At 68.7% G+C, this 23,928-nt stretch carries 31 protein-coding genes; 19 read left to right on the top strand and 12 right to left on the bottom strand.

Going from position 1 to position 23,928, the window contains the following annotated elements; all coding sequences use genetic code 11:
* Nucleotides 1-34: 34 nt before the first annotated feature.
* The 13 genes from JIG36_RS37445 to JIG36_RS37385 all read left to right on the top strand — a co-directional run bounded on the left by JIG36_RS37445 (nucleotide 35) and on the right by JIG36_RS37385 (nucleotide 8,431).
* Nucleotides 35-280, top strand: a complete 246-nt coding sequence (locus JIG36_RS37445; RefSeq protein WP_236048998.1) for a hypothetical protein — start codon at nucleotides 35-37, stop codon at nucleotides 278-280.
* A complete protein-coding gene (locus JIG36_RS37440) occupies nucleotides 277-492 on the top strand; it encodes a hypothetical protein (protein WP_203381180.1) in 216 nt (71 codons plus the stop codon). Before JIG36_RS37445 ends, JIG36_RS37440 begins: the two co-directional genes overlap by 4 nt.
* Before the next feature lie 8 nt (nucleotides 493-500).
* Nucleotides 501-1,115: a hypothetical protein gene (locus JIG36_RS37435; protein ID WP_203381179.1), complete on the top strand. Its 615-nt coding sequence runs from the start codon at nucleotides 501-503 to the stop codon at nucleotides 1,113-1,115.
* 117 nt (nucleotides 1,116-1,232) lie between these two features.
* Nucleotides 1,233-1,583 (top strand): hypothetical protein, encoded by a 351-nt coding sequence (locus JIG36_RS37430; RefSeq protein WP_203381178.1) that lies wholly within the window; start codon nucleotides 1,233-1,235, stop codon nucleotides 1,581-1,583.
* 26 nt (nucleotides 1,584-1,609) lie between these two features.
* Complete coding sequence (locus JIG36_RS37425) at nucleotides 1,610-3,688, top strand: AAA family ATPase (RefSeq protein ID WP_203381177.1); 2,079 nt, start codon at nucleotides 1,610-1,612, stop codon at nucleotides 3,686-3,688.
* A 240-nt stretch (nucleotides 3,689-3,928) separates the two neighbouring features.
* The gene (locus tag JIG36_RS37420; protein WP_203381176.1) at nucleotides 3,929-4,237 is read left to right on the top strand and encodes a hypothetical protein; all 309 of its coding nucleotides are present in this window, start codon (nucleotides 3,929-3,931) and stop codon (nucleotides 4,235-4,237) included.
* Nucleotides 4,238-4,494: 257 nt separating this feature from the next.
* Complete coding sequence (locus tag JIG36_RS37415; protein WP_236048997.1) at nucleotides 4,495-4,755, top strand: hypothetical protein; 261 nt, start codon at nucleotides 4,495-4,497, stop codon at nucleotides 4,753-4,755.
* Between the two features lie 97 nt (nucleotides 4,756-4,852).
* The gene (locus JIG36_RS37410; RefSeq protein ID WP_203381174.1) at nucleotides 4,853-5,161 is read left to right on the top strand and encodes a RodZ family helix-turn-helix domain-containing protein; all 309 of its coding nucleotides are present in this window, start codon (nucleotides 4,853-4,855) and stop codon (nucleotides 5,159-5,161) included.
* An 88-nt stretch (nucleotides 5,162-5,249) separates the two neighbouring features.
* Complete coding sequence (locus tag JIG36_RS37405) at nucleotides 5,250-5,756, top strand: hypothetical protein (RefSeq protein WP_203381173.1); 507 nt, start codon at nucleotides 5,250-5,252, stop codon at nucleotides 5,754-5,756.
* Nucleotides 5,756-5,944, top strand: a complete 189-nt coding sequence (locus tag JIG36_RS37400; RefSeq protein ID WP_203381172.1) for a hypothetical protein — start codon at nucleotides 5,756-5,758, stop codon at nucleotides 5,942-5,944. The genes JIG36_RS37405 and JIG36_RS37400 overlap by 1 nt, the downstream gene beginning before the upstream one ends.
* A gap of 207 nt (nucleotides 5,945-6,151) precedes the next feature.
* On the top strand, nucleotides 6,152-6,853 hold the full coding sequence (locus JIG36_RS37395; RefSeq protein ID WP_203381171.1) for a recombinase family protein: 702 nt from the start codon (nucleotides 6,152-6,154) through the stop codon (nucleotides 6,851-6,853).
* Nucleotides 6,853-8,115, top strand: coding sequence for a tyrosine-type recombinase/integrase (locus tag JIG36_RS37390; protein ID WP_203381170.1), 1,263 nt, complete (start codon nucleotides 6,853-6,855; stop codon nucleotides 8,113-8,115). The genes JIG36_RS37395 and JIG36_RS37390 overlap by 1 nt, the downstream gene beginning before the upstream one ends.
* Nucleotides 8,116-8,185: 70 nt before the next feature.
* Entirely contained in the window at nucleotides 8,186-8,431 is a 246-nt protein-coding gene (locus JIG36_RS37385) for a hypothetical protein (RefSeq protein WP_203381169.1), read from the top strand.
* 54 nt (nucleotides 8,432-8,485) lie between these two features.
* Here the strand turns inward: JIG36_RS37385 and JIG36_RS37380 are convergent, their stop codons facing one another.
* Nucleotides 8,486-8,917 carry a hypothetical protein gene (locus JIG36_RS37380; RefSeq protein ID WP_203381168.1) on the bottom strand — a complete coding sequence of 144 codons (432 nt, stop codon included), beginning with the start codon at nucleotides 8,915-8,917 and terminating at the stop codon, nucleotides 8,486-8,488.
* A 184-nt stretch (nucleotides 8,918-9,101) separates the two neighbouring features.
* On the opposite strand from JIG36_RS37380, the gene JIG36_RS37375 reads away from it, so the two are divergent.
* A complete protein-coding gene (locus tag JIG36_RS37375; RefSeq protein ID WP_203381167.1) occupies nucleotides 9,102-9,371 on the top strand; it encodes a hypothetical protein in 270 nt (89 codons plus the stop codon).
* 280 nt (nucleotides 9,372-9,651) lie between these two features.
* Here the strand turns inward: JIG36_RS37375 and JIG36_RS37370 are convergent, their stop codons facing one another.
* From JIG36_RS37370 to JIG36_RS37360, 3 genes are read right to left on the bottom strand one after another with little or no spacing between them, the layout of a single operon-like run.
* On the bottom strand, nucleotides 9,652-10,374 hold the full coding sequence (locus JIG36_RS37370; protein WP_203381166.1) for a DUF8453 domain-containing protein: 723 nt from the start codon (nucleotides 10,372-10,374) through the stop codon (nucleotides 9,652-9,654).
* Complete coding sequence (locus tag JIG36_RS37365; RefSeq protein WP_203381165.1) at nucleotides 10,375-10,812, bottom strand: hypothetical protein; 438 nt, start codon at nucleotides 10,810-10,812, stop codon at nucleotides 10,375-10,377.
* A 51-nt stretch (nucleotides 10,813-10,863) separates the two neighbouring features.
* On the bottom strand, nucleotides 10,864-11,076 hold the full coding sequence (locus JIG36_RS37360; protein WP_203381164.1) for a hypothetical protein: 213 nt from the start codon (nucleotides 11,074-11,076) through the stop codon (nucleotides 10,864-10,866).
* A 308-nt stretch (nucleotides 11,077-11,384) separates the two neighbouring features.
* Between JIG36_RS37360 and JIG36_RS37355 the strand changes: the two genes are divergently transcribed.
* Nucleotides 11,385-12,791, top strand: coding sequence for a chitinase (locus JIG36_RS37355; RefSeq protein WP_203381163.1), 1,407 nt, complete (start codon nucleotides 11,385-11,387; stop codon nucleotides 12,789-12,791).
* Between the two features lie 334 nt (nucleotides 12,792-13,125).
* Here the strand turns inward: JIG36_RS37355 and JIG36_RS37350 are convergent, their stop codons facing one another.
* Entirely contained in the window at nucleotides 13,126-14,427 is a 1,302-nt protein-coding gene (locus JIG36_RS37350; protein WP_203381162.1) for a serine hydrolase domain-containing protein, read from the bottom strand.
* A 59-nt stretch (nucleotides 14,428-14,486) separates the two neighbouring features.
* Between JIG36_RS37350 and JIG36_RS37345 the strand changes: the two genes are divergently transcribed.
* Both JIG36_RS37345 and JIG36_RS37340 read left to right on the top strand, forming a co-directional pair.
* A complete protein-coding gene (locus tag JIG36_RS37345; RefSeq protein ID WP_203381161.1) occupies nucleotides 14,487-15,341 on the top strand; it encodes a patatin-like phospholipase family protein in 855 nt (284 codons plus the stop codon).
* Entirely contained in the window at nucleotides 15,341-16,402 is a 1,062-nt protein-coding gene (locus tag JIG36_RS37340) for a 1-acyl-sn-glycerol-3-phosphate acyltransferase (protein WP_203381160.1), read from the top strand. The genes JIG36_RS37345 and JIG36_RS37340 overlap by 1 nt, the downstream gene beginning before the upstream one ends.
* A gap of 5 nt (nucleotides 16,403-16,407) precedes the next feature.
* Here JIG36_RS37340 and JIG36_RS37335 read toward each other — a convergent pair whose 3' ends face one another.
* Nucleotides 16,408-17,220, bottom strand: a complete 813-nt coding sequence (locus JIG36_RS37335; protein ID WP_236048996.1) for a hypothetical protein — start codon at nucleotides 17,218-17,220, stop codon at nucleotides 16,408-16,410.
* Between the two features lie 177 nt (nucleotides 17,221-17,397).
* Between JIG36_RS37335 and JIG36_RS37330 the strand changes: the two genes are divergently transcribed.
* Nucleotides 17,398-18,549, top strand: coding sequence for an FHA domain-containing protein (locus tag JIG36_RS37330; protein WP_203381159.1), 1,152 nt, complete (start codon nucleotides 17,398-17,400; stop codon nucleotides 18,547-18,549).
* Between the two features lie 194 nt (nucleotides 18,550-18,743).
* Here JIG36_RS37330 and rocD read toward each other — a convergent pair whose 3' ends face one another.
* The 4 genes from rocD to JIG36_RS37310 all read right to left on the bottom strand — a co-directional run bounded on the left by rocD (nucleotide 18,744) and on the right by JIG36_RS37310 (nucleotide 22,390).
* Nucleotides 18,744-19,958, bottom strand: a complete 1,215-nt coding sequence (rocD, locus tag JIG36_RS37325) for an ornithine--oxo-acid transaminase (RefSeq protein ID WP_203381158.1) — start codon at nucleotides 19,956-19,958, stop codon at nucleotides 18,744-18,746.
* Nucleotides 19,955-20,761, bottom strand: a complete 807-nt coding sequence (ddaH, locus tag JIG36_RS37320) for a dimethylargininase (protein ID WP_203381157.1) — start codon at nucleotides 20,759-20,761, stop codon at nucleotides 19,955-19,957. The genes rocD and ddaH overlap by 4 nt, the downstream gene beginning before the upstream one ends.
* 276 nt (nucleotides 20,762-21,037) lie before the next feature.
* A complete protein-coding gene (locus JIG36_RS37315) occupies nucleotides 21,038-21,583 on the bottom strand; it encodes a hypothetical protein (RefSeq protein WP_203381156.1) in 546 nt (181 codons plus the stop codon).
* A 198-nt stretch (nucleotides 21,584-21,781) separates the two neighbouring features.
* Nucleotides 21,782-22,390 (bottom strand): ATP-dependent Clp protease proteolytic subunit, encoded by a 609-nt coding sequence (locus JIG36_RS37310; protein WP_203381155.1) that lies wholly within the window; start codon nucleotides 22,388-22,390, stop codon nucleotides 21,782-21,784.
* Between the two features lie 187 nt (nucleotides 22,391-22,577).
* On the opposite strand from JIG36_RS37310, the gene JIG36_RS37305 reads away from it, so the two are divergent.
* On the top strand, nucleotides 22,578-23,171 hold the full coding sequence (locus tag JIG36_RS37305) for a hypothetical protein (protein ID WP_203381154.1): 594 nt from the start codon (nucleotides 22,578-22,580) through the stop codon (nucleotides 23,169-23,171).
* Between the two features lie 30 nt (nucleotides 23,172-23,201).
* Here the strand turns inward: JIG36_RS37305 and JIG36_RS37300 are convergent, their stop codons facing one another.
* Both JIG36_RS37300 and JIG36_RS37295 read right to left on the bottom strand, forming a co-directional pair.
* Entirely contained in the window at nucleotides 23,202-23,681 is a 480-nt protein-coding gene (locus JIG36_RS37300) for a hypothetical protein (protein ID WP_203381153.1), read from the bottom strand.
* Nucleotides 23,682-23,699: 18 nt separating this feature from the next.
* Complete coding sequence (locus JIG36_RS37295) at nucleotides 23,700-23,915, bottom strand: hypothetical protein (protein WP_203381152.1); 216 nt, start codon at nucleotides 23,913-23,915, stop codon at nucleotides 23,700-23,702.
* Nucleotides 23,916-23,928 lie beyond the last annotated feature (13 nt).

Here is a 23,928-nt window from a genome sequence, read left to right as displayed (position 1 = left end):
CAAGCCGCTGACAGGAGGCATCGTGCCGAGAGAGATGAAGTATCCGAACCGCGTGCAGATCTACTTTGACGACACGCAATTCGCGCATCTCAAGGAAACCGCAGCTTCGCTCGGAAAATCGCCCGCCGACTTTGTGCGAGGCCTGGTGAACGAAGGCGTCATGCGCAGCCACCAGGCCGTCATGGAGCTGATGGGCGGCCTGCTGGAAGTGGCCCGTGAACACCCCGACATCGCGGCCGAGCTGAACCGCCGCGCCGCAGTCAAGGAGGACAGTAAATGACCATCAGTTCCCACCCGCACGCCGGTAGGCCGACCACGGACAGGCCGGACATCGCCCGGCTGGACAGCGCCATCACCACGCTCGAAGAGGTGATCCGCGAGGCCGAGGACGCCGCCATCGCCGCCCGTCGCCGCGAGACCGACCTGGCCAGACTGCGCAGCTCTACTCCCACAGCTGGCATCCCCGATCGCTACAAGCGATTCACCGACTAGGAGACGACATGGACCCGGAAGAGATCCTGGAGAACAACCTGCTCAACGCCTTCGGCGTGGGTCTGGAAGGCCTCGACGCAGAGTACGTGTCTGCCGCTGACCGCGAGTACGAGCAGTTCACGATGGTCGTTCGGCCGGAGGCTGAGCTGAAGGCCGCCAAGAAGTTGCTCGCCGCCTACAAGGCCAAGGTGGAGCGCGAGGTGAACGAGGGCGTCTCTATGGAGATGAAGCGCCACATCGCCGACACCGACAAGGCGCACGGTCAGGTCGGCGAGGTCCGGGATGGCCTGCTGCGGCTCGTTGACCGGCTCGGTGCTGGCCGGGGCAGCGCGGCCGAGGGGCTCGTGGAGATCGACTCCGCACGAGCAGCGCTGGCTTATCTGCGGGGTGAGCGCGACCGCATCGCCATCAACACGCGGGTCAGCGAGCTGAAGAGTGCGCACCCGCACCGCTACCGCGACGCGCTGAACCGGCGGCTGCCGAACGGCTACGCCCCGTCCATCTTCCACGACCCCAAGCGGCGAGAGGAGTTGCCGCCCGTCGGCTTCCGACCGGGCACGCCAGACCTGTTCCGCAAGGTCAGCGACCAACACTCCACCAAAGAAGCGATGCGCCGCCGCTAGTACCGCCGTGCGAGGAGCTGAGGAGAAGCAGCGAGTCGCGCAAATCCAGAAGGGCGGGGCCGGTCGGACTTCCGGCACCCGCCCTGTCAACCGCAGAACTGAAAGGGAGGAAAGGCAATGCGTAGCACCATTCTAAGGCCGCGCTGGACGGAGGACCTTCTCCGAATCCGCCAGCACGAGTACGGCGTTCAGGTCAACGAGGAGTGCGGCGACTTCTCGCCCGTGGGCGCGGAGGTGCGGGTCTGGGTTGAAGACAACCGCGAGCACGGCTGGGGTCAGTCGCTGTCGGTTCACGATGTGCTGCGACGGGTCGAGTGGCACTGGTTCGGCGCTTGGAGCGCTCGCGAACGTCGTCAGGTCAAGCACGATGCCATCGCCTTTCTGGTGCGCCTGCTGAACGACCCGCGCAGCGGCCTCACGGTCGTCCCGCTCAAGCACCGGTGCTCCCACTGCGGCGGTGCAGCGTGACGGAACGAGAAAGGTTCGACGCCGTCGTGAAGGCCCTCGGCCTTCCTCCCACGAGCGCCGACCAGGTGACTACCGCGTGTCCGGTGCACGGCGGCGACAAGCGCAGCGCCTTCAGCATCGGCGTGGGCAAAGAGGGCAACGGGTACCCCGTCCTGACGTGCCACACGGGCTGCCCGGACTCGAAACGCACGGGTCGCGCTCGGCTGCCTTGGGTGCACAAGGCGCGGCGTGCGCTGATGGCCGCTGGTGCACCCGTAGAGGCCGTAGGGCCGACCGGCCTGGCTACGCGGCGTTCTAAGGCGGCAGCGTCGGTTTTAAGCCCGACCCCGTCGGCACCGTTAGTCGAAGCCACCCCGCCGAGCCAGGACAGCGTCGACCGGTGGGTTTACCAGGCGGAGGGGCCACGCCTGGCCACGCTCGCACAGAATCGCGGCCTGGCGGCGGCGACGCTCGACGATGCCGACGTGGGATGGAACGGGCGGGAGTACACCATCCCCGTCTACGACCCGGCGAGTCATGAGCTAGTGGACCTTCAGCGGTACGCCATCGGCGGGAAGCTCGTGCACCGCAAGGGCGGTAAGGCTCGGCTGTACGCGACGCCCGAAGGTTTCGACCCGAGCAGCTTGGTGCTGGTCTGCGAGGGGGTCTGGGATGTGCTGGCCGCGCGTCAGCACGGCTTGAACGCCGTGGGTGTGACAGGCGGAGCGGGCAGCGTTCCGAAGGACCTCAGCGCGCTCACCGGCTGCGACGTGTCCATCGTGTTCGACAGCGACGACGAAGGCCGCAAGGGAGCGCGGAAACTCGCGGCTGCCCTGGTCGGTGCGGCCCGGTCGGTGTGCATCGCGGATCTCGGTCTGCCGGACAAGGGGGACGTCCGAGATTGGCTGGTCAAGCTGGGGATTCCCGCCGGGGAACTGCTGGATCTCGCCAAGGCCGGCCAGCCCTACGACGAGACGACGGCCGCGCAGGATGAATACGACGACCGGGTGCACTCCAAGCTTGAAGACCTCCGTGCCGCCCACGCTGCGAAGCTGCTGTTCCAGAGCGAGCAGGCAGCGGCAAGGCACGCGGCCAGCACTCGTCCGCGAGTGGCCGATGGCGCCGACTTCTTCCTGGACATCCCGAAGCAGGCCCCAGTGCTCTGGGGTGACGGGTCGCGTTGCCTATGGATCGATGGCGAGCCCTTCATGGTCGTGGGGGACGACGGGACGGGTAAGAGCACGCTTGACCATCAGCTCATGGCTTGCCGCCTCGGGCTTCTGGGCGACGGAACGTTGCTGGGCTACACCGTTGAGCCCGCACCGGGGCGGCTGCTGTACCTGGCGATGGACAGGCCCGAACAGGCGCGGCGAGCCGGTGGCCGTCTCTTCCCGAGCTTCCGCGACAAGGAACACCGAGACGTCCTCCGCGAACGCTTGGCGGTGTGGCGTGGTCCGCTACCGGTCGACCCGTTGAGCGGCCCGGAGGCGCTGGCCGACTGGATCCGCGCCGAGTTCGGGCGCGACATCTGCGAGGTGCACGTCGACAGCCTCAAGGACATCACCAGTCGCTTGACCGACGACGCGGTCGGCAGCGGGCTCAACAGCAGCATTCAGGCCGTGGTCGAACGCGGCATCAATTGGGTCGGGCTGCACCACCAACGCAAGAGCAGTCGCGAGGACCGGAGGAGGGGCGGCGGCGATGACCTGAGCGATGTGTACGGCAGCCGATGGCTGGTCGCCGGGCACGGCTCCATCGTGATGCTGAGCAAGACCGGCGACGACAACAACGACTACGTCGAGATGCACCAGGTCAAGCAGCCGATGGACAACGTGCCACGGCTGCTCTTGCAACACGACCGGGCCACGGGTCGAACGCGACCGGTGCGGATCAGCCGCGACGTGGACCTGATCCTCACTGACTACGGATCCGTGGGCGCGACGGTGCGGGAGGTGGCTGCGCTCATGTTCGCCAAGGAAGACAACGAGTTGACTACCGCGCTCGTGAGCCGAGCGAAGCGGCAGCTCGAGAAGGAAGTATCCGCCGGGCGCGCTCTCCACGTGAAGGGCAAGCGCGGCGGTGTCGGGGGCAGCACGCCGGAGAGATACGTCCTGGCGGAGGGCTAGGGGCAAACCACAAGCAAACAGCGCCGGGAGGCATTTCCCCTGGTGGCGGCCAAACCGCAGCACAAACTACGCATAGCAAACGACAAACCGAAGCGCAGCAAACAGCAGATCCAGCGTTTCCGCAGGTAGAAGCAAACAACACACCGTTCTAAGCACGTGGTTTGCCACCCAACCGGCACAACCGCCCCCCTTTAGTAGGGGGCGGGTGGCGGTGGGTTGGGCCAGTTTGGAGGGAGAGAGATGACTAAGTACAGCGAGCAAGACCGATCCGAAGAGTTCGTAGCGATGATGCCCGCCGACGGATGGTGGGCGGTCTACCACGAGAAAGAAGGTGGCGAGGCAGCCGAGAAGGTTCTGTGTTTCGTGCTTCGGCGAGACGGCGCGGTCAGTGGGCGCATCTCCGGTCAGGGTGTCGGAGACCCGATGTACGACGCGGCCGAGGTCGAGGGGTTCGTCGAGTACCGCAAGGACAGTGCGGTTCCTAGAAGTCTCCCCATAGTTCGCACGTACGACCTCAATCCGAGCGGATCTGCGAAGGGCTACTCATGACCGAGGAACCGCGAAAGCGGGTTCGATCCAGGGCTCGGCCGGCGTCTCAGAGTCCGGCGCTAGAAGGCGAGGTCGTGCCCGCTGACCCTAGAGGCGACGAACCCATGAAGGTGATGTGCGTCGCGCACAACCGTCACGGCAACCCGTGCGGCCTCCCACCCATCCGAGGCGGGACGGTGTGTCACAAGCACGGGGGCAGCGCGCCGCAGGTCGTCAGAGCGGCCAAGCTTCGGGCGCAGCTCGCGAGCGACACCGTGATGGGTCGGCTCATCCGCATCGCTCTGGAGAGCCCGGACGAGCGGGCAGCCATCGTCGCGGCGAAGGAAGTGCTCGACATCGGGGACGTCGCCAAGGCGAACGCGGTCGAACAGCCGTGGGAGCAGATGGTGGTGAACGTGATGCGGAGCCCGGACGACCCCGCGATGGCTCCGCATCTGACCGAGCGGTACGCCCGCTACTCGGAGCGCGTCGGCGACGGTCTCCCCGACCCGAGCGGTGAAGAGGAATCCAACTACTGACCCGCCCTGCTCCTCCCACGCGAGCCGGCCATTCTCACCGCGCCCGAACCCGCCCTCTCGCGTTCAGCTCGACCACTACGCACCGTAAGGAGGTGAGATGGACAAGCCCGAGTGGCAGATGACCGGCCGCGAGCAACTAGCCGAGCTGTGGTCGCGCGGCCTGACTCAACGCGAGATGAGCGAGCACACCGGCATCCCGAAGAACGTCGTAGGCCGCATCGTGCGGAGCGACCCGGAGCGGTTCCCGCCGCGCCGCGTCAAACGAGCCACGGCTGCGCCGCGTCAGGGCACGCAGCTCAAGTGCGGGCATTGGTTCCGGTCTCCGGTCAGCCCGCCCGGTTCCGGCGAACGAGTCTGGTGCCGCACCTGCGACGCCGCGACCTACGTCGGCACACCTGAGAGATAGACACCCCTCCCTCCTGAACAAATCGACCGGTCTTCTACACGCTGAGTTAGTACCGACATCGGTACATCGACTCAGCCGGGAGGCCAGCATGACCAGCACCACGACTTCGGCCGCTACCGCACAGGTGGCGGTCGAGGAAGAGACACCCGAGACCACCTTCCTGCCCGTCCCGCCCACGGCTGCGCTGCTGCCGGTGGTAGCCGCCGTGCCTGCTGCCGACGCCATCGGGCCTGAAACCGACGTAGAGCCCGTAGAACCCGAGGCCCCGAGCCCGGCTGCACCTGGCGCACTCGCGGCGGCCTGCGCGGCGGGCAAGGTCCGGCTGTTCAAGCTGCGCGGCACCGGCACGTTGCGGCGGCTGCCGTACCTGACCGGCCTCGCCCGCGAGGAAGCCGAGTACTACGCCTACCGCCTGGCCACCGGCGACAGCGTGGCCACCATCGCCGTCGAGGTGGAGACCAGCCGGGCCACCGTCCGGCGCAACCTGGCGGCGCTCGCGCTCACCGAGGAGATCGAAAGCGGCCTGCACGACGACATCTGGGAGGACGGCCTGGCTGAGGTCATCTTCGGCGGCTACGAGGACGAGGAGGCGTGATGGTCCGCAGCGAAGCGTTCGCAGCCGAGATGGCCAGCGACCTGGAAGACCTCGTGCAGGACTGCGACTGGCTGTACGTCGACGGCGTGGGAGCGCAGACCGTGGGCGAGGTGAACGGCAGCACCTTCGTCATCACGATGCGGAACGGCCAGCGCTTCCGGGTGCTCGTGGCGGAGGTGACCGAGTGAAGGGCAACGCGCGGTGCGGCCACGTCGTCCGTCTTCCTCGTCGGGGCGTGTGGGCCTGGTGCTGGCAGTGCTGGCGCACCGTCAAGTTCCACAGCGCTCTCAGCGACCCGACCAACGTGCTGTTCGTGGAGGTGAAGGATGACCGGCGCCCTCGCTCTTCCTGAGCTCCTTGACCCCGCTCCGCTCCCGCCCACGGCTCGCCCGCGGATGCTGTGCTATCTGCGGGTCTCGACTCAGGAGCAGGCGCGCAGCGGGCTCGGTCTGGCCGCGCAACGGGAGGCGCTGACGGCAGCCGGTCAGGCGCGCGATTGGGACATGCGCTGGCTGGTGGACGAGGGGTACAGCGCAGGCACTCTCGACAGGCCGGCTCTCACGGAAGGCTTCGGCCTCCTCCGGGACGGCCAAGCCGACGGGCTCGCCGTCGCGAAGTTGGACCGGCTCAGCCGCAGCATGATCGACTTCGCCGGGGTCATGGAGTGGAGCCGCGCGCAGCGGTGGTCGCTGGTCACGCTGGACCTCGGCGTCGACACGGCCAGCCCGAGCGGGCGGCTGCTCGCCAACGTATTCGCTGCCTTCGCAGAGTTCGAGCGAGAGCTCATCCGCCAGCGCACCCGCGACGCCTTGGCCGAAGCCCGCGCCCGTGGCCAGCGCCTCGGCCGTCCGCGCCAGTACGCGGCCGACGTGGTGGCCCTGGTCGCCGACCTGGCGCACGTTCGCGGCATGAGCCACCGAGGCATAGCCGCGCACCTCAACGATGCCGCAGTACCGACCGTGGGCGGTGGCGTCTGGCGGCACAGCACCGTCCGCCGTCTGCTCAACAGTCACGCGCTCGACCTGGCCGCCGACGCCGCTCGCGAGCGCGTTGCCAGCCAATCGAGCTCACCAGCACATCGCGTCAAGGAGGACTGATGCCCCGCCCCAAGGTCACGCGCACCGGCACCGACGTGCCGGGCGTCCGCAAGGTGGTGCGCCGCTACGAGGACGGGCGCACCACGACGAAGTACGAGGTACGGGTCAAGGACGCCCTCGGCAAGCTCCACAACGTCGGCACGTATGACGACAAGCCAGCCGCCCGGTTGGCCAGCATCGAGGCGCGGGCCGACGTGACGGCCGGTACCTACGTCGCCAAGAGAGCAGGTGACGTGCGGTTCGGCGAGGTCGCGGAAGACTGGCTCGTCAGCCCGCACGTCCGTGGGCTCAAGCCGAGCACGCAGCAGGCGTACCGGGTGGTCTACAACAGCCACTGCAAGCCGCTGGTCCGCGTCCCCGTCGGCCGCCTCGGCTACCGGGAGTGCAGCCGACTCGTGGGTGAGGTGATGACCACGCACGCGCCGAGCACCGTGCGGCACGTCATCCACGTGCTGCGGGCCGTGCTGGACCACGCGGTGAAGAGCGGCTACATCCGCAGCAACCCGGCGCGAGAGCTGAAGAAGCCCGCAGCCACCCGAAGGCGCGCGGAGATCGTGTTGCAGCCGCCGGACGTGGAGCGCATCTTGGCGGCGATCCCGGAGGCGTGGGGAGACCGGCAGGACAAGTGGCGGCTGCTCGTCGAGCTGGCGGTGGAGACCGGCTGCCGGGCCGGTGAGCTGTTCGGCTTGCGGGTGCGTGCGCTGGCGTTATCTCGCCGCCGGCTCACGGTGGAGGAGACCAGCCAGGAGGTGAGCGGACGCATCACGGTTGGGCCTCCGAAGAGTACGGCGGGGTTCCGCACCATCGACAGCCTGAGCCCCGAACTGTGCCTTCGCCTCTCCGCCCACGTCGCGGGCATGTGCCCGGAGGACTACGTGTTCGGGGAGGGCACCAAGCCACACCGGCAGCGGGACTTCGGTCACCGCATCTGGCGGCCAACGCTCCAGCGCCTCGGCATGACCGGCGTCCGGTTCCACGACCTGCGGCACTATCACGCCAGCGCGATGCTCCTCCTGACCAACGGCGACGTGCAGTACGTCAGCAAGCGGCTCGGGCACGCGCGGCCGTCCATCACGCTCGACGTGTACGGGCACGTACTCGACCACCAGGGGCGCGACATATCGGCCGCCTTCGCCGATCTGCGGGCCACAGCACGCCAGGCCATAGCCGCAGCCGAGCCACCGACCCCCGAGCCCGCAGCGTCGGCCACAGCGGGCGGGGTCGTTGACATGGCGGCCTGGCGCACCCGCCGTACGGGTTAGCAGAAGGTCTCGACAAACTTGCCACAAGTTTGCGACACTCTTTCCCGTGAGATTTATGGAGGGGCGTGGCATGACGGACGACGAACGCAGTCCAGAGAACCGATACATCGAGGTGAGGATGTGGGTAGATGTTTCTGGCAGCACACATGTAACCCAGCAGCGCCTTGACCGCATGATGGACACAGTGCGTGACACCGCCATCGACGCGTTGGCCGAGGAAGGCATCAGGGTCCGCAACCTCGGCGGTGATTGGGTTTACTACTACAACCAGAAGAGCGGCTACCTCGAGATGCCAAACCCACGCCGCCGCCGCTGACACCGAGCCACCTATCGAGGCCGCTGGCTGACGCTGGCGGCCTCGACGATGCGGTCAGCCTCCGGTGATAAGGCTGCTGATTACGCCGATGGCTAGGTCGCGACCGCCCGTGGTGACGTGCTCAATCACCTTGCGGTATCCCTTGGCCTTCTCCTCGTCGGGCTCCTTCTCTGCAAGCGCGGTGAGCAGCTTGACGATCTCTTCCAGCTTGTCCTCAGCCTGCGGCCACTGCTGAACGGCACGTCTCGCATGACCCGTCGGGGAGAACACGTGCGATACGCCGCTGCCAAAGGTCCGGATCATCTTGCCGAAGAACGGCGGCTGCTCTCCGTCGAGCCGCAGCAAGGACTTAGTTACCTCCGCCTCCGTGAACCCCGTCCGCTCCGCGATCCCGCCCACGGTGGCGGCGGTGTCGTCACCCTCGTCGCACAGCTCGACCGCCGCCTTGAGCACGGGCAGGTCTTTTGTGATCCACAAATCTGTCATGGGAACAAGTGTGCGATCCGGAAGATCATTAGCAACGGACTCACTGTCCGACTTGCGACAGCGGTTCCCACGACCGGCGCTTGACAGAACGATGGCCGGAACTGGGGTGCTCCTCCATAGCCTGGCTCAACCATCCACAGAGGATGGTGCGCCTGCAGAGGGCGCAACAGCGAAGGGCGGCAGCATGGCAACTCTCGGGACGATGGTCCTCTACACGTTCGACGCGGCGCAGGCGAGCATCCTCGGACAGCGGGGCGGGCCGACGGGCAACTTCCGGCTCGCGGGCATCCCCGACCCGACGGCGGGCACCACGCTCCCGGCCCTGGTCGTACACGACTACGGCAGCAACGTCCACGACCTGAAGGTGTTCCTGCGGGGCGGCACGCAGCACCTCGTGCAGAACGTCATCGCAGGTACGGCCGGGCAGCAGGGCCGATACTCGGCGGTGGTCTAGGTGGGGACGCCGCGTGCGTGGACTCCTCCACCCAGGCCGGCAGAGATGACCGAGGAGCAGCGGGCTGCTCGGCAGCAGGCGTGGGAGGCGGAGCAGGAAGCCGCCGAGAAGCTTGCCGTGGCGGAGGCCGGAGTGGCCGACGCGGCGAGGGCGCGAGCGCACGGTCGGCTCGGAGCCAGCGAGCATGACCCCGGCCTCCGGCTCCCCACGCGCGGACGCGAAGGCGGCACCGAGCCCGAACCGCCGGTTTACGGACTCGGGCGCTAGCCGGTCGCAGCCGTCACGATCGCCAACCGAGCCTCTTCATGGTCCGGTTGGCACCGTGGCGAGCGACCGCTCGCACACCCTGCTCTTTGAAGACGGTGACGTACTCCTGCAGGCGGTAAGGCCGTATCTCTCGCTTCTGTTTTGCATCTCGATCAACAGCGTTCACGAGGAGCCCGCGGCTACCGTCCGTCCACTTGTGGAGTTCGCGTCGCACTTTTCCGACTTCGTCAACAAGCTCCGGGAGGCCCTTCGGGTCCACCGCAGATCCGACGTATGTACGCAGGTCGAGTGGATACGGCGGGTCGCTATATGGCTTCCCGAGATCGTCGTCGTATTCAACCGTGACCGCATAGTCCATCGGGAACTCGTCCCTGCGGCTGTACCGAGCGGGAAAGGAATCGAAGACCAAACTGATGCTCCGACCGGGCGCAAGCATGGGGATCGGCTCGCTCAACAGGCGGGACTCAAGAGCTTCAACGCTAGACAGCGTGGACGTGAGCGGGTGGTCGAACTTGATCCGCACATCACGCGCCATCGTCTTGCCGATGTTATGGATCTTCAGGTAAACGACGACGCTGCGGAACTCGAAATCGACGATGACATACGGACGAGCCTGTTCGAGCCGCAGCCGACGAGCCTCATTCGCCTGCATCAAGGCGATAGGTCCGCCTACGAACACGGCGACGAAGGCCGCGACGGCTTGCCACTCCGAGCCGCCCCACGTGGAGATGTCCACCTAAGCGCCGCCGATCTGCCGGTTGATGACAGCAGCGGCCACGTCCACGGCTACGTCGCGGCCAGCCCCTCCGAACCATTCGGCCGTGCGTCGGAGGAGGCTGCGGTTCTCCTCGTCGGGCTCCCGCTCGGCCGCCTGCTCCATGCCAGCGACGAGGCGGCCAGCCATCACCTCCGGGGAGGGCCACGAACCGACAGCCCTTCGCGCCTTGCCGGTCACATGCTGTACCGCTCGGCCGCTCACCCCAAGGTTCCGGTAGAAGAACGGATCTCCGTCCTCGAACTCCAAAGCTCGAAACGAGGATTGGACCGGCAGCAGCGGCATATCTAGGCGGGCAGCCACATCCTCCGGAGTAACGCTGAAGCTGCCTTCGTCGCACAACTCAACGATGGCCCCCAGTACCGGGCGATCTCGGTTCTCCCACGTCGACGCAATCACGCGGTCCGAGGATAGACGCGCAGCGCTATAGCGCCGTCACTCTTTTGGGTTCTACTGCTGCCCGAACGCATCGGCGTCCCACGACACTTGCGCGCCGAGCGCGATGGCGATGCCTGCGCTTTCGCGCGGGCCGCAGGGCGACCATTCTTTGCAGATCACACAGAACCCATCCCGGTCGGGCATGTGGTCAATCCACACCTGGCGGGCGAGCGCCCAAACCATCGGGTCGGCATTCTCTGGCGGCAGTGCAGGCGGCGTGCTCATGCCACGAACGCTAAAGACAAACGTGTCGATGTAGATACCTTCGGAATCGAACCTCAACCGAGTAGTTCGGTGCTTGATCGGCCCTGGTCAGGCCCGGCTAGGCCTGCACGAGTGGGGCCGGGGTGGGCTCGGCCGTGGGCGCCAGAGGCGGTAGGCGCAGCTAGATGGCCGATTACCGACGGCTCAGGAGGCGGATGGTGTGTCCCTCTGGCACGGCGGCAACGGTACCCAGTCCCCGGGCGTCCCGTAGCACCCCCGAAACTGTGAGCCTATTTACAAATAAACTTTACAGTATTCATACTCTGGTCATGCGCCGATCGATGATCTTCGTCATGACCGCGGCTCTCGCGGCCGGCGGTGGCACCGTCTACCTCGCCTCCAGCGCCAGCGCCGCCGCGGCCTGCGCACCGGCGTGGAGCGCCACCGCCGTCTACGTCAAGGACAACACGGCCTCGCAGAACGGCCGCAACTACACCGCCAAGTGGTGGACCCAGAACGAGGCCCCGTCGACCCACAGCGGACAGTGGGACGTCTGGATCGACAACGGGACCTGCGGCGGCACCACACCCCCGACCACGCCGCCGACGACTCCCCCCACGACGCCCCCGACCACGCCCCCGACCACTCCCCCCACCACGCCCCCGACGACCCCGCCGACGACGCCGCCCACCACCCCGCCCAACACGGGCCTCCCCAAGCGGGCGCTGATCGGCTACCTGCACTCCAGCTTCGCCAACGGCTCCGGCTACGTCCGGATGGCCGACGTCCCCGCCAACTGGGACATCATCAACCTGGCGTTCGGCGAGCCGACCTCGGTGACCTCGGGCGACATCCGGTTCACGCTCTGCCCGGCCACCGAGTGCCCCGGCGTCGAGAGCAAGGCCGACTTCATCAACGCCATCAAGGCCAAGCGCGCCGCCGGCAAGAAGGTGCTGCTCTCCATCGGCGGCCAGAACGGCCAGGTGCAGCTCACCACCACCACCGCCCGGGACAAGTTCGTCAGCTCGGTCAGCGCCATCATCGACGAGTACGGACTGGACGGCGTCGACGTCGACTTCGAGGGCCACTCGCTCTCGCTGAACACCGGCGACACCGACTTCAAGAACCCGACCACGCCCGTCATCGTCAACCTGATCTCGGCGCTGCGGTCGCTGAAGGCCCGCTACGGCGCCGGCTTCGTGCTGACGATGGCCCCCGAGACGTTCTTCGTGCAGCTCGGCTACCAGTACTACGGCTCGGGCCCGTGGGGCGGCCAGGACCCGCGGGCCGGCTCCTACCTGCCGGTGATCCACGCGCTGCGCAACGACATCACCGTCCTGCACGTCCAGGACTACAACTCGGGCTCGATCATGGGCCTGGACAACCAGTACCACTCGATGGGCGGCGCCGACTTCCACATCGCCATGACCGACATGCTGCTGGCCGGCTTCCCGGTGACGGGCAACACCGCCAACGTCTTCCCGGGGCTGCGTGAGGACCAGATCGCCTTCGGCGCGCCGTCGTCGGTCAGCGCGGGCAACGGATATGTGGCGCCGTCGGCCATCCAGTCGGCGGTCAACTGCCTGATCCGCAACACCGGCTGCGGGTCGTACACGCTGCGCAGCGGCACCAACCCGAACTTCCGCGGGCTGATGACGTGGTCGATCAACTGGGACAAGTTCTACGGCTACGAATTCCAGAACCAGAACGGCGCATACCTGAAGGGCATCGGATAACTCGCCCTCTTGAAGATCAAAATCAGGATGTCGTGCCTGGGTGGTGGGTGACGGACCGTCGCTCCCGCCGGGACGCGGGCGGGGTGAGCAGGGCGCTGGCGCGCCCAGAACGCTCACCCCGCCCGCGCGACGTGCGTAAGCGGTGACGCTCAAACCAAGAACGATCAACCCCGACCAGGGCCGCCCGCGTTATCCACAATCCGCCGTTGTCCACAGACCCCCGGCCTCACCCCGGTCAAGATCGCCCCACGACACTAAAATGGCCGAGGTGGGGGACCCCCCGGTGGAGGGCGGGCCCCCGTCTTTGATTGATCGAAGATCGTTGATGTGGCGGTCAGGCGGCCAGGGTGTTGTGCAGCGCCACGCGGTGGGTGTCCGGGTTGGACCAGGACCAGTTCGGGTGGGCGCGGTTCGTCAGCAGCACGATGACCTCTTTGCGGGCCGGCACGACCAGCAATGACGTGCCCGAGAAGCCGGTGTGACCGAACGCGGTCGCCGAAGCCAGCCGGCCCATGAACCAGGTCTGGTTCATCTCGACGCCCAGCCCGTGGTCGGCGGTGCGCTTGGGGCGTTCCGCGTCGACGGCCGGCTTGCCCTTGTTGACGTTGGTCAGCATCTGCGCGACGACGGCGGCCGAGAGGATGCGCTTGCCGCCGTACGTGCCGCCGTTCAGCAGCATCTGCCCGACCACCGCCACCTCGCGGGCGGTCGAGAACAGGCCCGCGTGCCCGGCCACCCCGCCCAGGCGGTTGGCGACGTCGTCGTGCACCGTGCCGCGCAACAGCCCCCGCGACGAACGGGCGTCGGTGGCGACCAGGCGGCTCTTGTCCTTGACCCACTTCAGCGGCAGGAACCCGGTGTCCTTGAGGCCCAGCGGCGTCGTGATGCGGTCGGCCAGCACCTTGTCCAGGGTCTTGCCGGCCAGCTTCTCGACCAGGCGGCCCAGCACCATCAGGCCCACGCTCGAATAGCGGAACGTCGTGCCGGGAACGCCGCCCTTGACCAGCGGCGTCGTCATCACCGACTGCCAGCGCTGGGCGTTCGTGCTGAAGCCGGTGACCTTGGCTCCGACCGGCAGCGCGCTGGTGTGGGCCAGCAGCATGGCGACCGTGATCTTGTCTTTGCCGGCGCCGGTGAACTCGGGCAGATAGCGGCGGACCGGCGCCGCCAGGTCGACCTTGCCCTGGTCGACCAGCTGGAGCACGAGGATCGCGGTGTAGACCTTGGTGATCGAGGCCAGATCGAAGATCGAGTCGGTCCGCATGGCGACCCGCTGGGCGGCGGGCAACTCGACCGGGCCCGCCTTGTAGCGCAGGGCGTGCCCCACGTTGACGGTCAGCAGGGTCCGGTTGTCCTTGAGCACGTGCGCGACCGCACCGGCGTACCCGGGATGCTTGGGGTTGTCCGGGGTCGGTTTGAGGTATTTGGTGAGCACCGCCCGCACCTGGGACGCCGAGGCCGAGGAAGCGTTCACCGTCGGCCGGGCCGGCGTGACTGGCAGGATCGTCTGCGAGCCCCCCGCGCCGCCCGCCGGCTCGGCCCAGGCCGAGGACCCGCCGGTCTTGCCGCAGCCCGTCAGCGTGGCGCCGACGACGCCTCCGGCGGCGAGAACTACGGCACGGCGTGAAATAGGCACGGCGACGATGATGACAGGTGGCGGACCCTTTCGAGAACCCCGCGTGGAACGATGAAGTCATGGTCAACACTCCGGTGGCGTTCGTGCTCGGCGGAGGCGGCGTGCTCGGCGCCGTCGAGGTGGGCATGCTGCGCGCCCTGTTCCGGGCCGGGTTCCGGCCGGACGTGGTGGTCGGCACCTCGATCGGAGCGGTCAACGGCGCCCTGGTCGCCACCGATCCCAGCGAGACCGTCACCGACCGGCTGGTGCGGCTCTGGACGTCGCCCGAGGCAGCCACGGTCTACGGTGACTCGATCGGCCGCCAGCTGCGCCGGTTCGCCGCCCGTACGCACCTGCACTCGCCCCTGCCGCTGCGCCGCCTGCTCGAGGCCGAACTGGGCGAGCAGACCACGTTCGCCGACCTCAAGGTGCCGTTCCACTGTTGCGCGGCGAGCATCGAGCGGGCCGCCGAGCACTGGTTCGACAGCGGCCCGCTGGTCGACGCGGTGCTGGCCTCCTCGGCCGTCCCGGGCCTGCTGCCGCCGATGGAGATCGCGGGTGAGCACTATGTGGACGGTGGCATCGTCAACTCGATCCCGATCGGCGAGGCGGTCCGGCTCGGCGCCGAACTGATCTTCGTACTTCAGGTGGGCCGGGTCGAACGCACGCTCAGCGTCCCCCGCCGGCCCTGGGAGGTGGCCCAGGTGGCGTTCGAGATCGCCCGGCGGCACCGGTTCGCCCGCGAGCTTGCGTCCCTGCCCGACCATGTACGGGTGCACGTGCTCCCCACCGGCGGCGGCGAGAGCCGGGACGACAGTCCCTGGGCCTACCGTGACATGGCCGCCGTCGGCCGCCGCATCAGCCGCGCCTACACCGCGTCCCGCCGCTATCTGGCCGCGAACGTGCCACCGCAGCCCGGGCCGGACGTGTCCTGATGCCCCTTCCCCCCATCTGGGTACGCCGCCTGGTCATCGCCCCCGCCGTCGTGGTGCTCGCCGCCGCGCTGCTGACCACGTTGCCGGTCTGGCTCGTGCTGGCCCTGCTGGCCTCGCCGCTGGTGCCGGGCCACCTGCGGGTGCCCCGCCTCGTGCTGCTGGCCGTCCTCTACCTGATCTGGGACGCGGCCGCGCTCGTGGTGCTGGCCGTGCTCTGGGTGGCCTCCGGGTTCGGCGCCAAGATCCGCAACCCGTGGTTCCAGCGGGCGCACTACGTGGTGACCGGCCGCTTCCTGGCCATCCTGTTCTGGATCGCCAAGTGGGCGCTGCACCTGACCATCGACGTGGTCGGCACCGACCCCGACACGGCGCTCCCGGGCCGCCCCGAGATCGTGGTGAGCCGGCACGCCGGGCCCGGTGACTCGTTCGTGCTGATCCACGCGCTGACCAACTGGTTCCAGCGCGAGCCGCGGATCGTGCTCAAGGCCACGCTGCAGTGGGACCCGGCCGTCGACGTGCTGCTCAACCGTCTGCCCAACCGGTTCATCTCGCCCGGCCGTACCGGCACGTCGACACTCGAGCAGCAGATCGGCGAGACGGCGGACGGCCTCGACGAGAACGACGCCTTCGTGATCTTCCCCGAGGGCGGCAACTTCACGCCGCGCCGCCGGATGAGCGCGATCGCCCGGCTGCGGGCCCGGGGTCTGGCCGACGCTGCCGAGCGGGCCGAGAACATGCGGCACGTGCTGCCACCCAAGCCGGGCGGGCTGTTCGCGGCGGTCGACGCCGCGCCCGACGCCGGGGTCATCTTCGTGGCGCACACCGGCCTCGACCGGATGGTGACGGTGGCCGACGTCTGGCAGGAGCTGCCGATGGACAAGCGGCTGGTGATGAAGTTCTGGAGCGTCCCGCCCGAGGAGGTGCCGGCCGGCGAGGAGGAGCGGGTGGCCTGGCTCTACGACTGGTGGGAGCGGATCGACGCCTGGATCGAGGAGAACCGCCCGGCGTTCCGCCCGCTGAGCACGGACTGGACCGCACGCAAATCCGCTCCCACGCCGTAGGGGAACTAGCTGCCGAGCGAGGTATAGAGGCTGTCCGGGGCCTCGGTCACCTCGGAGGCGGCAGGCTTGGTGACGGTCACCGGCACCCCGTAGTCGCTGTAGAGCACCTCGAGCGGCTGCGCCGCCTGCCCGTTCATGGCCGGGATCTGCACGGTCAGCTCGGCCAGCCGGCCCTGGTCGTCCAGGCCCGCCGTGAACGGCACCTTCTGCGCCTGCGCGCCCGACTCGTCGATGGTCACCTGCGAGACGCCGGCCAGCCCGATCGCCTTGGTCAGATCAAGCGTTCCGGCGTACGCGTTCCCGCCGGTGGCGTGCACGTCGGTGGACGAGCTGAGCAGGTTCGAGGTGTTCACCGGGTCGATCTGGCCCGGGCGCAGCCCGACGTTGGCGCCCTCGGGCAGCCGCGCCACGTCGACGTGGGTCCACGTTCCGGCCTTGGTGATACCCGGAACCTGCAGATAGAGGTCCTGCCCGGCCAGCAGCGTCTTGACGCTGACCTCGGCGTTGGGGCCGGTCGCGGCGAGGTCGGCGGTGCCGACGCCCTGAGCCGGGTCGACCTGACCGGTCAGCTTGAAGCCGGGCCCGGAGCTGGCCGTGACCTTGAAGCTGGTCGTGCCGAGCTGCGAGGTCGCCTTGGTCAGCGCCTCGACCGCAGCCGGGTCGGCGGCGCTGCCCGAGGCCGACGCGGTGACGCCCGCGCCGGGTGCGGAGGCGCTCGCACCGGGCGCCGCGCTGCCTCCGTCGCCGCAACCGGCGAGCGTGATCGCCGCCGTCGCCATCGCCGCGAGACCCAGCCCGGCGAGCCGTGGTGTCCGCATGTCCGTCCCTTCCGCCCGGCCGCCGTCCGAGTGACGCCGGCTCACCTACATCAATTCCCGATGGGTGGACCCAGCAAACGGACACCACGGACACCGGGAGGGGGTATGGCTCTCCCCCGGAGCGGGACGCGGCATGATGGCCGTGGCACTGACAGATGCGGACCCCCGGGAGGACCCGTGAGATTCGAGGTCAGCAAGGTCCTCGACGCTATCGAGGCCCGCCTCACCACCGACCCGGCGCTCGCCCGCGCCGTGGTCGACATGTCGGAGATCATCCGATATGCCGACCTGGATGGCGGCCGTCCCGCCAGCTCGGTGCGCCTCGGTCTGGTGATCGACGCCCTCGGCAAGCGCGTCAGCGAGGAGAACGTCCCCGTCTACGTAGTGGCGCCGCGCGGCCTGCTCTCCGACACCGACCTGACCTCGAACGAGCGAATGGTCATCCGCCGCTGGGCCGACGACGGCAAGGTCGAGGTCGTCCCCCAGCTCGACGACCGTGTCTTCGAGGTGGCCGAGCTCCTGGGGCTGCCGGTGCTCACCCGCACCCGGGGCAACCGCGACCGGCACCCGTGGGTCGAGGAGCCGGGCCGCCTGCTGGCCGCGGTGGCCGGCGAGGGTGGCAGCACGGTGCTGATGGCCCGGGTCGGCCGCGGCGAGCCGCCGAGGCAGGCCGAGCGCTCCCCGATCGGCGAGCGCCTGCTGGCCCGCGTCTGGAGCTGCCCCGAGCCGAACTGCACGAGCTTCGGCTCCGGCGGCGACCCGGACAGCCCGTTCGCCGACATGCGCACCTACACCAGCCCGGTCAACCAGCCCCCGCCCGCGCTGCGTTCCGGCGTGCCCACCTGCCCGCGGCACGGCGCGCAGCTGCGTGACGCCGGTCCCCGGCCGTCGGTCGAGGTGCTTTCCGTCCGCATCGACGGCGTGATCCGCCGCCGGTTCGTGGTCTCGACCGAGGAGCCGACCGTCGTCGGCCGCGCTCCCGAGGGCGGGCGCGGCGTCATGCTCGGCCAGTGGCTCACCGACGACGCCCGCAAGTGGATCAGCCGGGGCCACGTCCAGTTCACGTTGCGCACCGACGGCAACCTCACGGTGCAGGACATCAGCACCAACGGCAGCGGCGTCCGCCTCGGCGGCTCGACGAACGACGACGAGCGGATCGCCCTGCACCGCCAGGAGAGCCGCACGCTGGGCCCGAACGACGTGGTCGAGCTCTACGCGGGCGTCCAGGTGGGCCGCTCGAAGATGTGGGCCACCGGCGGCGTGGTCCAGCCCGAGTCGGTCATGGCCGAGGCCCCGACGATGGCCTTGCGCAAGTTCGAGCGCAGCTGAGCTTGGGAGCTGGACAAACGCAACTGTCTCTCCGGCGTCGCTTCGCGCCGCGGCGATTGCCTTGTAACCGGTGAGATGACGGGTGATTTTCCGCCACAGCAAACCCCGCTGCGTCGAAAAATCACTCGTCATCTCACCGGCGGCAATCGCGAAGTAGGGCCGCCCGCTGGTTAGATGCGGGGCCGAACCAAGGATTAGGCGAGGATCGCCGCTAGCTGTTCGAACGCGTGGTCGATCTCTTCCCGGGTCACGACCAAGGGTGGGGCCAAGCGGATCGTGGAGCCGTGGGTGTCTTTGGCCAGGACGCCTCGCTCGGCTAGGCGCTCGCACGCCTGACGGCCGGTTAGCAGCGCCGGGTCGATGTCGACGCCGGCCCAGAGGCCGCGGCCGCGCACCGCCACCACGCCGTGGCCGATCAGCGCGTTCAGGCGGGCGTGCAGGTGCTCGCCCAGCTCGGCTGAGCGGCGCTGGAACTCGCCGGTGGCCAGCAGCCGGACCACCTCGCCGCCGACCGCGCAGGCCAGCGGGTTGCCGCCGAAGGTCGAGCCGTGCTCGCCCGGCTTGAGCACGCCGAGCACGTCACGGTCGGCGGCCACGGCCGAGACCGGCACGATGCCGCCGCCCAGCGCCTTGCCCAGCACGTACATGTCGGGAACGACGCCCTCGTGCTCGATCGCGAACGTGCGCCCGGTGCGGCCCAGCCCGGACTGGATCTCGTCGGCGACCATCAGCACGTTGTGCTCGTCGCAGAGCGCGCGCACGGCGGCGAAATAGCCGGCCGGGGGCACGAGCACGCCCGCCTCGCCCTGGATCGGCTCCATCAGCACGGCAACCGTGTTCGGGGTGATCGCCTCGCGCAGGGCGGCCTCATCGCCGTACGGGACCACGACGAAGCCCGGTGTGTACGGCCCGAAGTCCGCCTTGGCGTCGGGATCGGTGGAGAAGCTGACGATCGTCGTCGTCCGGCCGTGGAAGTTGTCGGCGGCCACGATGATCTCGGCCTGCCCGTCCGGCACGCCCTTGACCTGGTAACCCCACTTGCGGGAGACCTTGATCGCGGTCTCGACGGCCTCGGCGCCGGTGTTCATCGGCAGCACCAGGTCTTTGCCGCAGAGCTCGGCCAGCGACCGGCAGAACTCGGCGAACTGGTCGTGCACGAACGCGCGGCTGGTCAGCGTGATCCGGTCGAGCTGGGCGTGCGCGGCCGCGATCAGGCCGGGGTGCCGGTGCCCGAAGTTCAGCGCCGAGTAGCCGGCGAGAAAGTCGAGGTAGCGGCGGCCGTCGACGTCGGTGACCCAGGCGCCCTCGCCCTCGGTGATCACGACCGGCAGCGGGTGGTAGTTGTGCGCCGTGTACCGCTCGGCCTCGGCGAGCTCGTCCGGCGTACGGAGAATGTCAACGCTTGTCATGAGCGCACCTCCAACGTGCAGCACTTGGGTCCGCCGCCGGCCTTGCGCAGCTCGGAGACGTCGACCCCGACGGTCTGGTAACCGGCGGCCCGCAGTTCCGCGGCGAGGTGCGTGGCCTGCACCGGCAGCACAACCGTACGGCCGTCGCTGACCGCGTTGAGGCCGAGCACCGCCGCATCTTCCGCATCGGCGATCACCGCGTGCGGGTAGAGCTGCTTGAGCACGGCCTGGGAGCCGGGAGAGAAGGCCGCGGGCAGGTACGCGATGTTGGTGTCGTCGAGCACGCAGAGCGCCGTGTCGAGGTGGTAGAGCGACGGGTCGACCAGCTGGAGCGTGATCACCGGTCGGCGCAGTGCCTCCTGCGTCTCGGCGTGCGAGGCGTGCGCGGTGCGGAAGCCGGTGCCGGCCAGCAGCACGTCGCCGGCGAGCAGGATGTCGCCCTCGCCCTCGTTGGTGTGCTTGGGCTCGATCACCTCGAAGCCACGCTCGCGGAACCAGGCGGCGTAGGCCGGAGCCTCGTCGGCCCGCTCGGCGTCACGGAACTGCACCGCCAGCACACGGCCGTCGACCACCGTCGCGCCGTTCGCGGAGAACACCATGTCGGGCAGCCCGGGCAGCGGCTCGATCAGCTCGACCTGATGTCCCAGGTCGAGGTACGTCTGCCGGAGGTTCTCCCACTGGCTGACGGCGAGCGCGTTGTCGTAGGGCGCCGTGGGATCCATCCACGGGTTGATGCGGTAGGTCACCGCGAAGTGGGTGGGCCGGCACATGAGGTAGCGGCGCGGCGAAGCCGTGGTCGTCATGAGGGAAACGCTAGATCCGCCGCACCGTCGAATGCGTTAGTTCAACCATGCGCGTAGCGTTCGATCGTTGCGTGATCAGCGGCCGCGACGAAGATTCGTTGCACATGCGTCGGGGGCGGCCCGAACCAGGCCGCCCCCGAGGCGAAGTGTTGCCGGCGAACCGCCGGACCGGTCCCGGGGCGGGACTGGTGTGCGACCAGTCCCGGTTCCGGTAGCGAGTTCGGCGAACCGCCGACCGCGAATGTCTGATACCCGACTGTTGCCGGACGTAAACCGTCAGAAGCGGTTCACGAACTGTGCGTCAAGCCACTCCCGCAGGCTGTTGACCGGCTGCACGTCGGTGCCGAGCCAGTTCAGCGAGCCGGTGAGCGCGAGCACACCCAGCACGATCGCGCCGAGCGAGAGAACCATGCCCAGCAGCGCGTCGGTCTTGCCCGCGACGTGGCGCTTGCCGGTCGCGTGGATGCCGCTCAGCGACAGGATCAGGGCCAGGCCGGCGACGCCGATGCCATAGCCCAGCAGCGGCCCGGAGAGCACCAGCAGCACCGAGGCCACGCCGAGGATCAGGCCGAGCGTGGCCAGGAAGCTGGCGCGCGGCTTGGGCCCGGCGGCCACCGGGACGTCCTTGTCGGACGGGCGATCGACGGTGGCGGTGCCGGACGGGCGGGTGGTGACGGCGGACGGCGGGGGCGGCGGCTCGGTGCGCCGCGACGCCGCCGGCGGGGCCGGGGGAAGGTCGGTCAGCGTGTCCTCCTCGTCGCGCCGGGGGCGGACGGGAGTGGGCCGGACCTCGGTCGTGTTGTCGTCCCGCGGCCGGGTCACAGTGCCGGTGGTCGCCGGGCGCGCGGGAGTCTCCGTGGTATCGCTAGTGGTCTGGCGGGAGAACGTCGGGATCCTCACGTCCAGCACCTCCTTGACAGATTCGGGGATGACAGCGCTACTACCCGAAACTGTCGCGGACGACACAACGGGCCCGCGGCCGAAGCCGCGAGCCCGTCGAAAAGGCCGGAGAACCGCAGGTCAGACCAGTGCGGAGTTGGTGCCGACCTCGGCCGCCTTGCTGATCACGTGGTCGACCAGGCCGTAGTCCTTCGCCTGCTGGGCGGTGAACCAGCGGTCACGGTCGGAGTCGCGCTCGATCTCCTCGGGCGTGTGACCGCTGTGGAAGGCGATCCGCTCGTTCATCACGTGCTTGATGTGCAGCATGCTCTCGGCCTGGATGGCGATGTCGGCCGCGGTGCCACCGATGCCGCCGGAGAGCTGGTGCATCATGATGCGCGCGTGGGGCAGCGCGTACCGCTTGCCGGGGGTGCCGGCGCAGAGCAGGAACTGGCCCATCGAGGCCGCCATGCCCATGGCGATCGTCGCCACGTCGTTCTTGATGTACTGCATCGTGTCGTACACCGCCATGCCGGCGCTGATCGAGCCACCGGGCGAGTTGATGTAGAGCGCGATGTCCTTCTCGCTGTCGGCCGAGGCCAGCAGCAGCATCTGGGCACAGATGCGGTTGGTCACCTCGTCGTTGACCTCGCTGCCGAGGAAGATGATGCGCTCCCGCAGGAGCCGCTCGAACACCTGGTCATCGAAGGATGCGCCGCCGCCCCGCATCGTCAACTCGTCAACAGTCATGACAACACCCTCTCGCATCCGCCGGTGGAGCCGGAACCCGACCGGCCGTTCGACGTCTCCCAGCTTTCCTCAGCGAGCGTCTTCCGCCCACCGATTCCCCTCTGGGCGAATCAGCTCACGGCATAAACCGGGCCGGTCGGCTCCGCGACAGACGGTATCGCGGCCCGTCGGCGCGCCCCTGCCTGGCATGACTACTTCAGCTCTCCGGAACCGCACCGCCGCCGTCGCGACCTCGATCGCGCTGCTCCTGCCGCTGGCCGCCTGCCGCGTCGTCGCCGACGTCACCGCGGCCCCCGACCCGACCACCGCGACCACACAACCGGCGCCCAGGAAACTGCCCGCGCCGCAGAAGGCGCCGGTGACCACGAAGACGCCGGTGAAGAAGAAGAAGAAGAAACAACCCCACCCGGTGCCCAACCGGCCTGCCACCGACCTCTACGGCACCCAGTACGCCTACGTGAAGGCGTACAAGGGAAATCGGGTGACCTTCGACCTGGTCGAGTTCTTCGAGTGGGAGAAGGCGCAACGGGCCTGCAAGCAGGACCGCGAGCCGCGGGACGGCATCTGGTGCCTCGAGTACTACATCCGCAACAAGAACCCACGTCTGCGCTGGCTGGGCGCCGACCCCGGCGGCCACTACGAGATCATCGTTGCCGAGCAGGGCTGGAAGACGGTCAGCATGGACCGGTTCCTCAGGTCGGTGCGCGGAACCAGGAAGCTGGTCAAGTTCGACATCGACGGCGGTCGCATCCTGAACGCCGAGCAGATGTGGCAGACCTGACGCGCGACCGATGACGTTGCCGGCCGGCCGTCAGCTGCCGCCGTGCAGCCACTCCGAGCGGTCGAGGAAGCCGTCGCCGTCGTCGTCGAACATGCGCTTCTCGAAGACGCCGTCGCGGTCCTTGTCGTAGTCGGCGTAGTCGACCCGGTTGTCGAGGTCGGTGTCGGTGCCGACGAAGTCGACCCGGCCGTCGCCGTCCGCGTCGACCAGGATGTCGACACCCCCGTCGGCACGGCCCAGATAGACGGCGGCGTCGTCGGTGCCGTCGCCGTCGGCGTCGACCGTGTTGTCGTAGCCCTCGGGCGGCGCCAGGTCGATCGCGGCCTGCGCGACGCTCGCGCCCAGCGTGACGTCGGGCAGGCCGTCGAGGTCAAGGGCGTCGGGACGGTCACCGAAGCCGGTGTGCACGTCGGTGACGAGGTTCTCCGAGGTGCGCCCGGCGACCATGCCGCTCACCGTGCCGAACTCCGACCAGGCGCCCAGGTCTTCGTAGCCGTCGTTGCGAGCCATTCCCTGAAGGTACGGCCTCTAGTCCAGTTCCGGCATGGCCACCGCGTGCGGACGTGGCCGGCACGTGCCGCACTGCACCGCGTCGTCCACCACCAGGGCCTCCGCCCTCCGCCTCGTCTCGGAGCGGCTCACCTGCAGGAGGTAGGGACCGAAACGGGCATGGTCGGCACAGACACCGCGGCCGCAGAAGCGGCAGCTCGCCCGCGCCGACTCGGCGCAGAACCAGCAGAGCATCGAACCTCCTGAC

It is taken from the genome of Paractinoplanes ovalisporus (genome assembly GCF_016834655.1).
GTDB classification, from domain to species: Bacteria; Actinomycetota; Actinomycetes; order Mycobacteriales; family Micromonosporaceae; genus Actinoplanes; species Actinoplanes ovalisporus.
This window is presented reverse-complemented; position numbering and strand designations above follow the sequence as displayed.

Bases quoted from the DNA above. Each gene is read 5' to 3' on its own strand.
- JIG36_RS37445 (WP_236048998.1), top strand. From the start codon at position 35: ATGAAGTATCCGAACCGCGTGCAGATCTACTTTGACGACACGCAATTC.
- JIG36_RS37440 (WP_203381180.1), top strand. From the start codon at position 277: ATGACCATCAGTTCCCACCCGCACGCCGGTAGGCCGACCACGGACAGG.
- JIG36_RS37435 (WP_203381179.1), top strand. From the start codon at position 501: ATGGACCCGGAAGAGATCCTGGAGAACAACCTGCTCAACGCCTTCGGC.
- JIG36_RS37430 (WP_203381178.1), top strand. From the start codon at position 1,233: ATGCGTAGCACCATTCTAAGGCCGCGCTGGACGGAGGACCTTCTCCGA.
- JIG36_RS37420 (WP_203381176.1), top strand. From the start codon at position 3,929: ATGACTAAGTACAGCGAGCAAGACCGATCCGAAGAGTTCGTAGCGATG.
- JIG36_RS37415 (WP_236048997.1), top strand. From the start codon at position 4,495: ATGGGTCGGCTCATCCGCATCGCTCTGGAGAGCCCGGACGAGCGGGCA.
- JIG36_RS37410 (WP_203381174.1), top strand. From the start codon at position 4,853: ATGGACAAGCCCGAGTGGCAGATGACCGGCCGCGAGCAACTAGCCGAG.
- JIG36_RS37405 (WP_203381173.1), top strand. From the start codon at position 5,250: ATGACCAGCACCACGACTTCGGCCGCTACCGCACAGGTGGCGGTCGAG.
- JIG36_RS37400 (WP_203381172.1), top strand. From the start codon at position 5,756: ATGGTCCGCAGCGAAGCGTTCGCAGCCGAGATGGCCAGCGACCTGGAA.
- JIG36_RS37395 (WP_203381171.1), top strand. From the start codon at position 6,152: ATGCTGTGCTATCTGCGGGTCTCGACTCAGGAGCAGGCGCGCAGCGGG.
- JIG36_RS37390 (WP_203381170.1), top strand. From the start codon at position 6,853: ATGCCCCGCCCCAAGGTCACGCGCACCGGCACCGACGTGCCGGGCGTC.
- JIG36_RS37385 (WP_203381169.1), top strand. From the start codon at position 8,186: ATGACGGACGACGAACGCAGTCCAGAGAACCGATACATCGAGGTGAGG.
- JIG36_RS37380 (WP_203381168.1), bottom strand. From the start codon at position 8,917: ATGACAGATTTGTGGATCACAAAAGACCTGCCCGTGCTCAAGGCGGCG.
- JIG36_RS37375 (WP_203381167.1), top strand. From the start codon at position 9,102: ATGGCAACTCTCGGGACGATGGTCCTCTACACGTTCGACGCGGCGCAG.
- JIG36_RS37360 (WP_203381164.1), bottom strand. From the start codon at position 11,076: ATGAGCACGCCGCCTGCACTGCCGCCAGAGAATGCCGACCCGATGGTT.
- JIG36_RS37355 (WP_203381163.1), top strand. From the start codon at position 11,385: ATGCGCCGATCGATGATCTTCGTCATGACCGCGGCTCTCGCGGCCGGC.
- JIG36_RS37345 (WP_203381161.1), top strand. From the start codon at position 14,487: ATGGTCAACACTCCGGTGGCGTTCGTGCTCGGCGGAGGCGGCGTGCTC.
- JIG36_RS37340 (WP_203381160.1), top strand. From the start codon at position 15,341: ATGCCCCTTCCCCCCATCTGGGTACGCCGCCTGGTCATCGCCCCCGCC.
- JIG36_RS37335 (WP_236048996.1), bottom strand. From the start codon at position 17,220: ATGCGGACACCACGGCTCGCCGGGCTGGGTCTCGCGGCGATGGCGACG.
- rocD (WP_203381158.1), bottom strand. From the start codon at position 19,958: ATGACAAGCGTTGACATTCTCCGTACGCCGGACGAGCTCGCCGAGGCC.
- ddaH (WP_203381157.1), bottom strand. From the start codon at position 20,761: ATGACGACCACGGCTTCGCCGCGCCGCTACCTCATGTGCCGGCCCACC.
- JIG36_RS37310 (WP_203381155.1), bottom strand. From the start codon at position 22,390: ATGACTGTTGACGAGTTGACGATGCGGGGCGGCGGCGCATCCTTCGAT.
- JIG36_RS37305 (WP_203381154.1), top strand. From the start codon at position 22,578: ATGACTACTTCAGCTCTCCGGAACCGCACCGCCGCCGTCGCGACCTCG.
- JIG36_RS37300 (WP_203381153.1), bottom strand. From the start codon at position 23,681: ATGGCTCGCAACGACGGCTACGAAGACCTGGGCGCCTGGTCGGAGTTC.
- JIG36_RS37295 (WP_203381152.1), bottom strand. From the start codon at position 23,915: ATGCTCTGCTGGTTCTGCGCCGAGTCGGCGCGGGCGAGCTGCCGCTTC.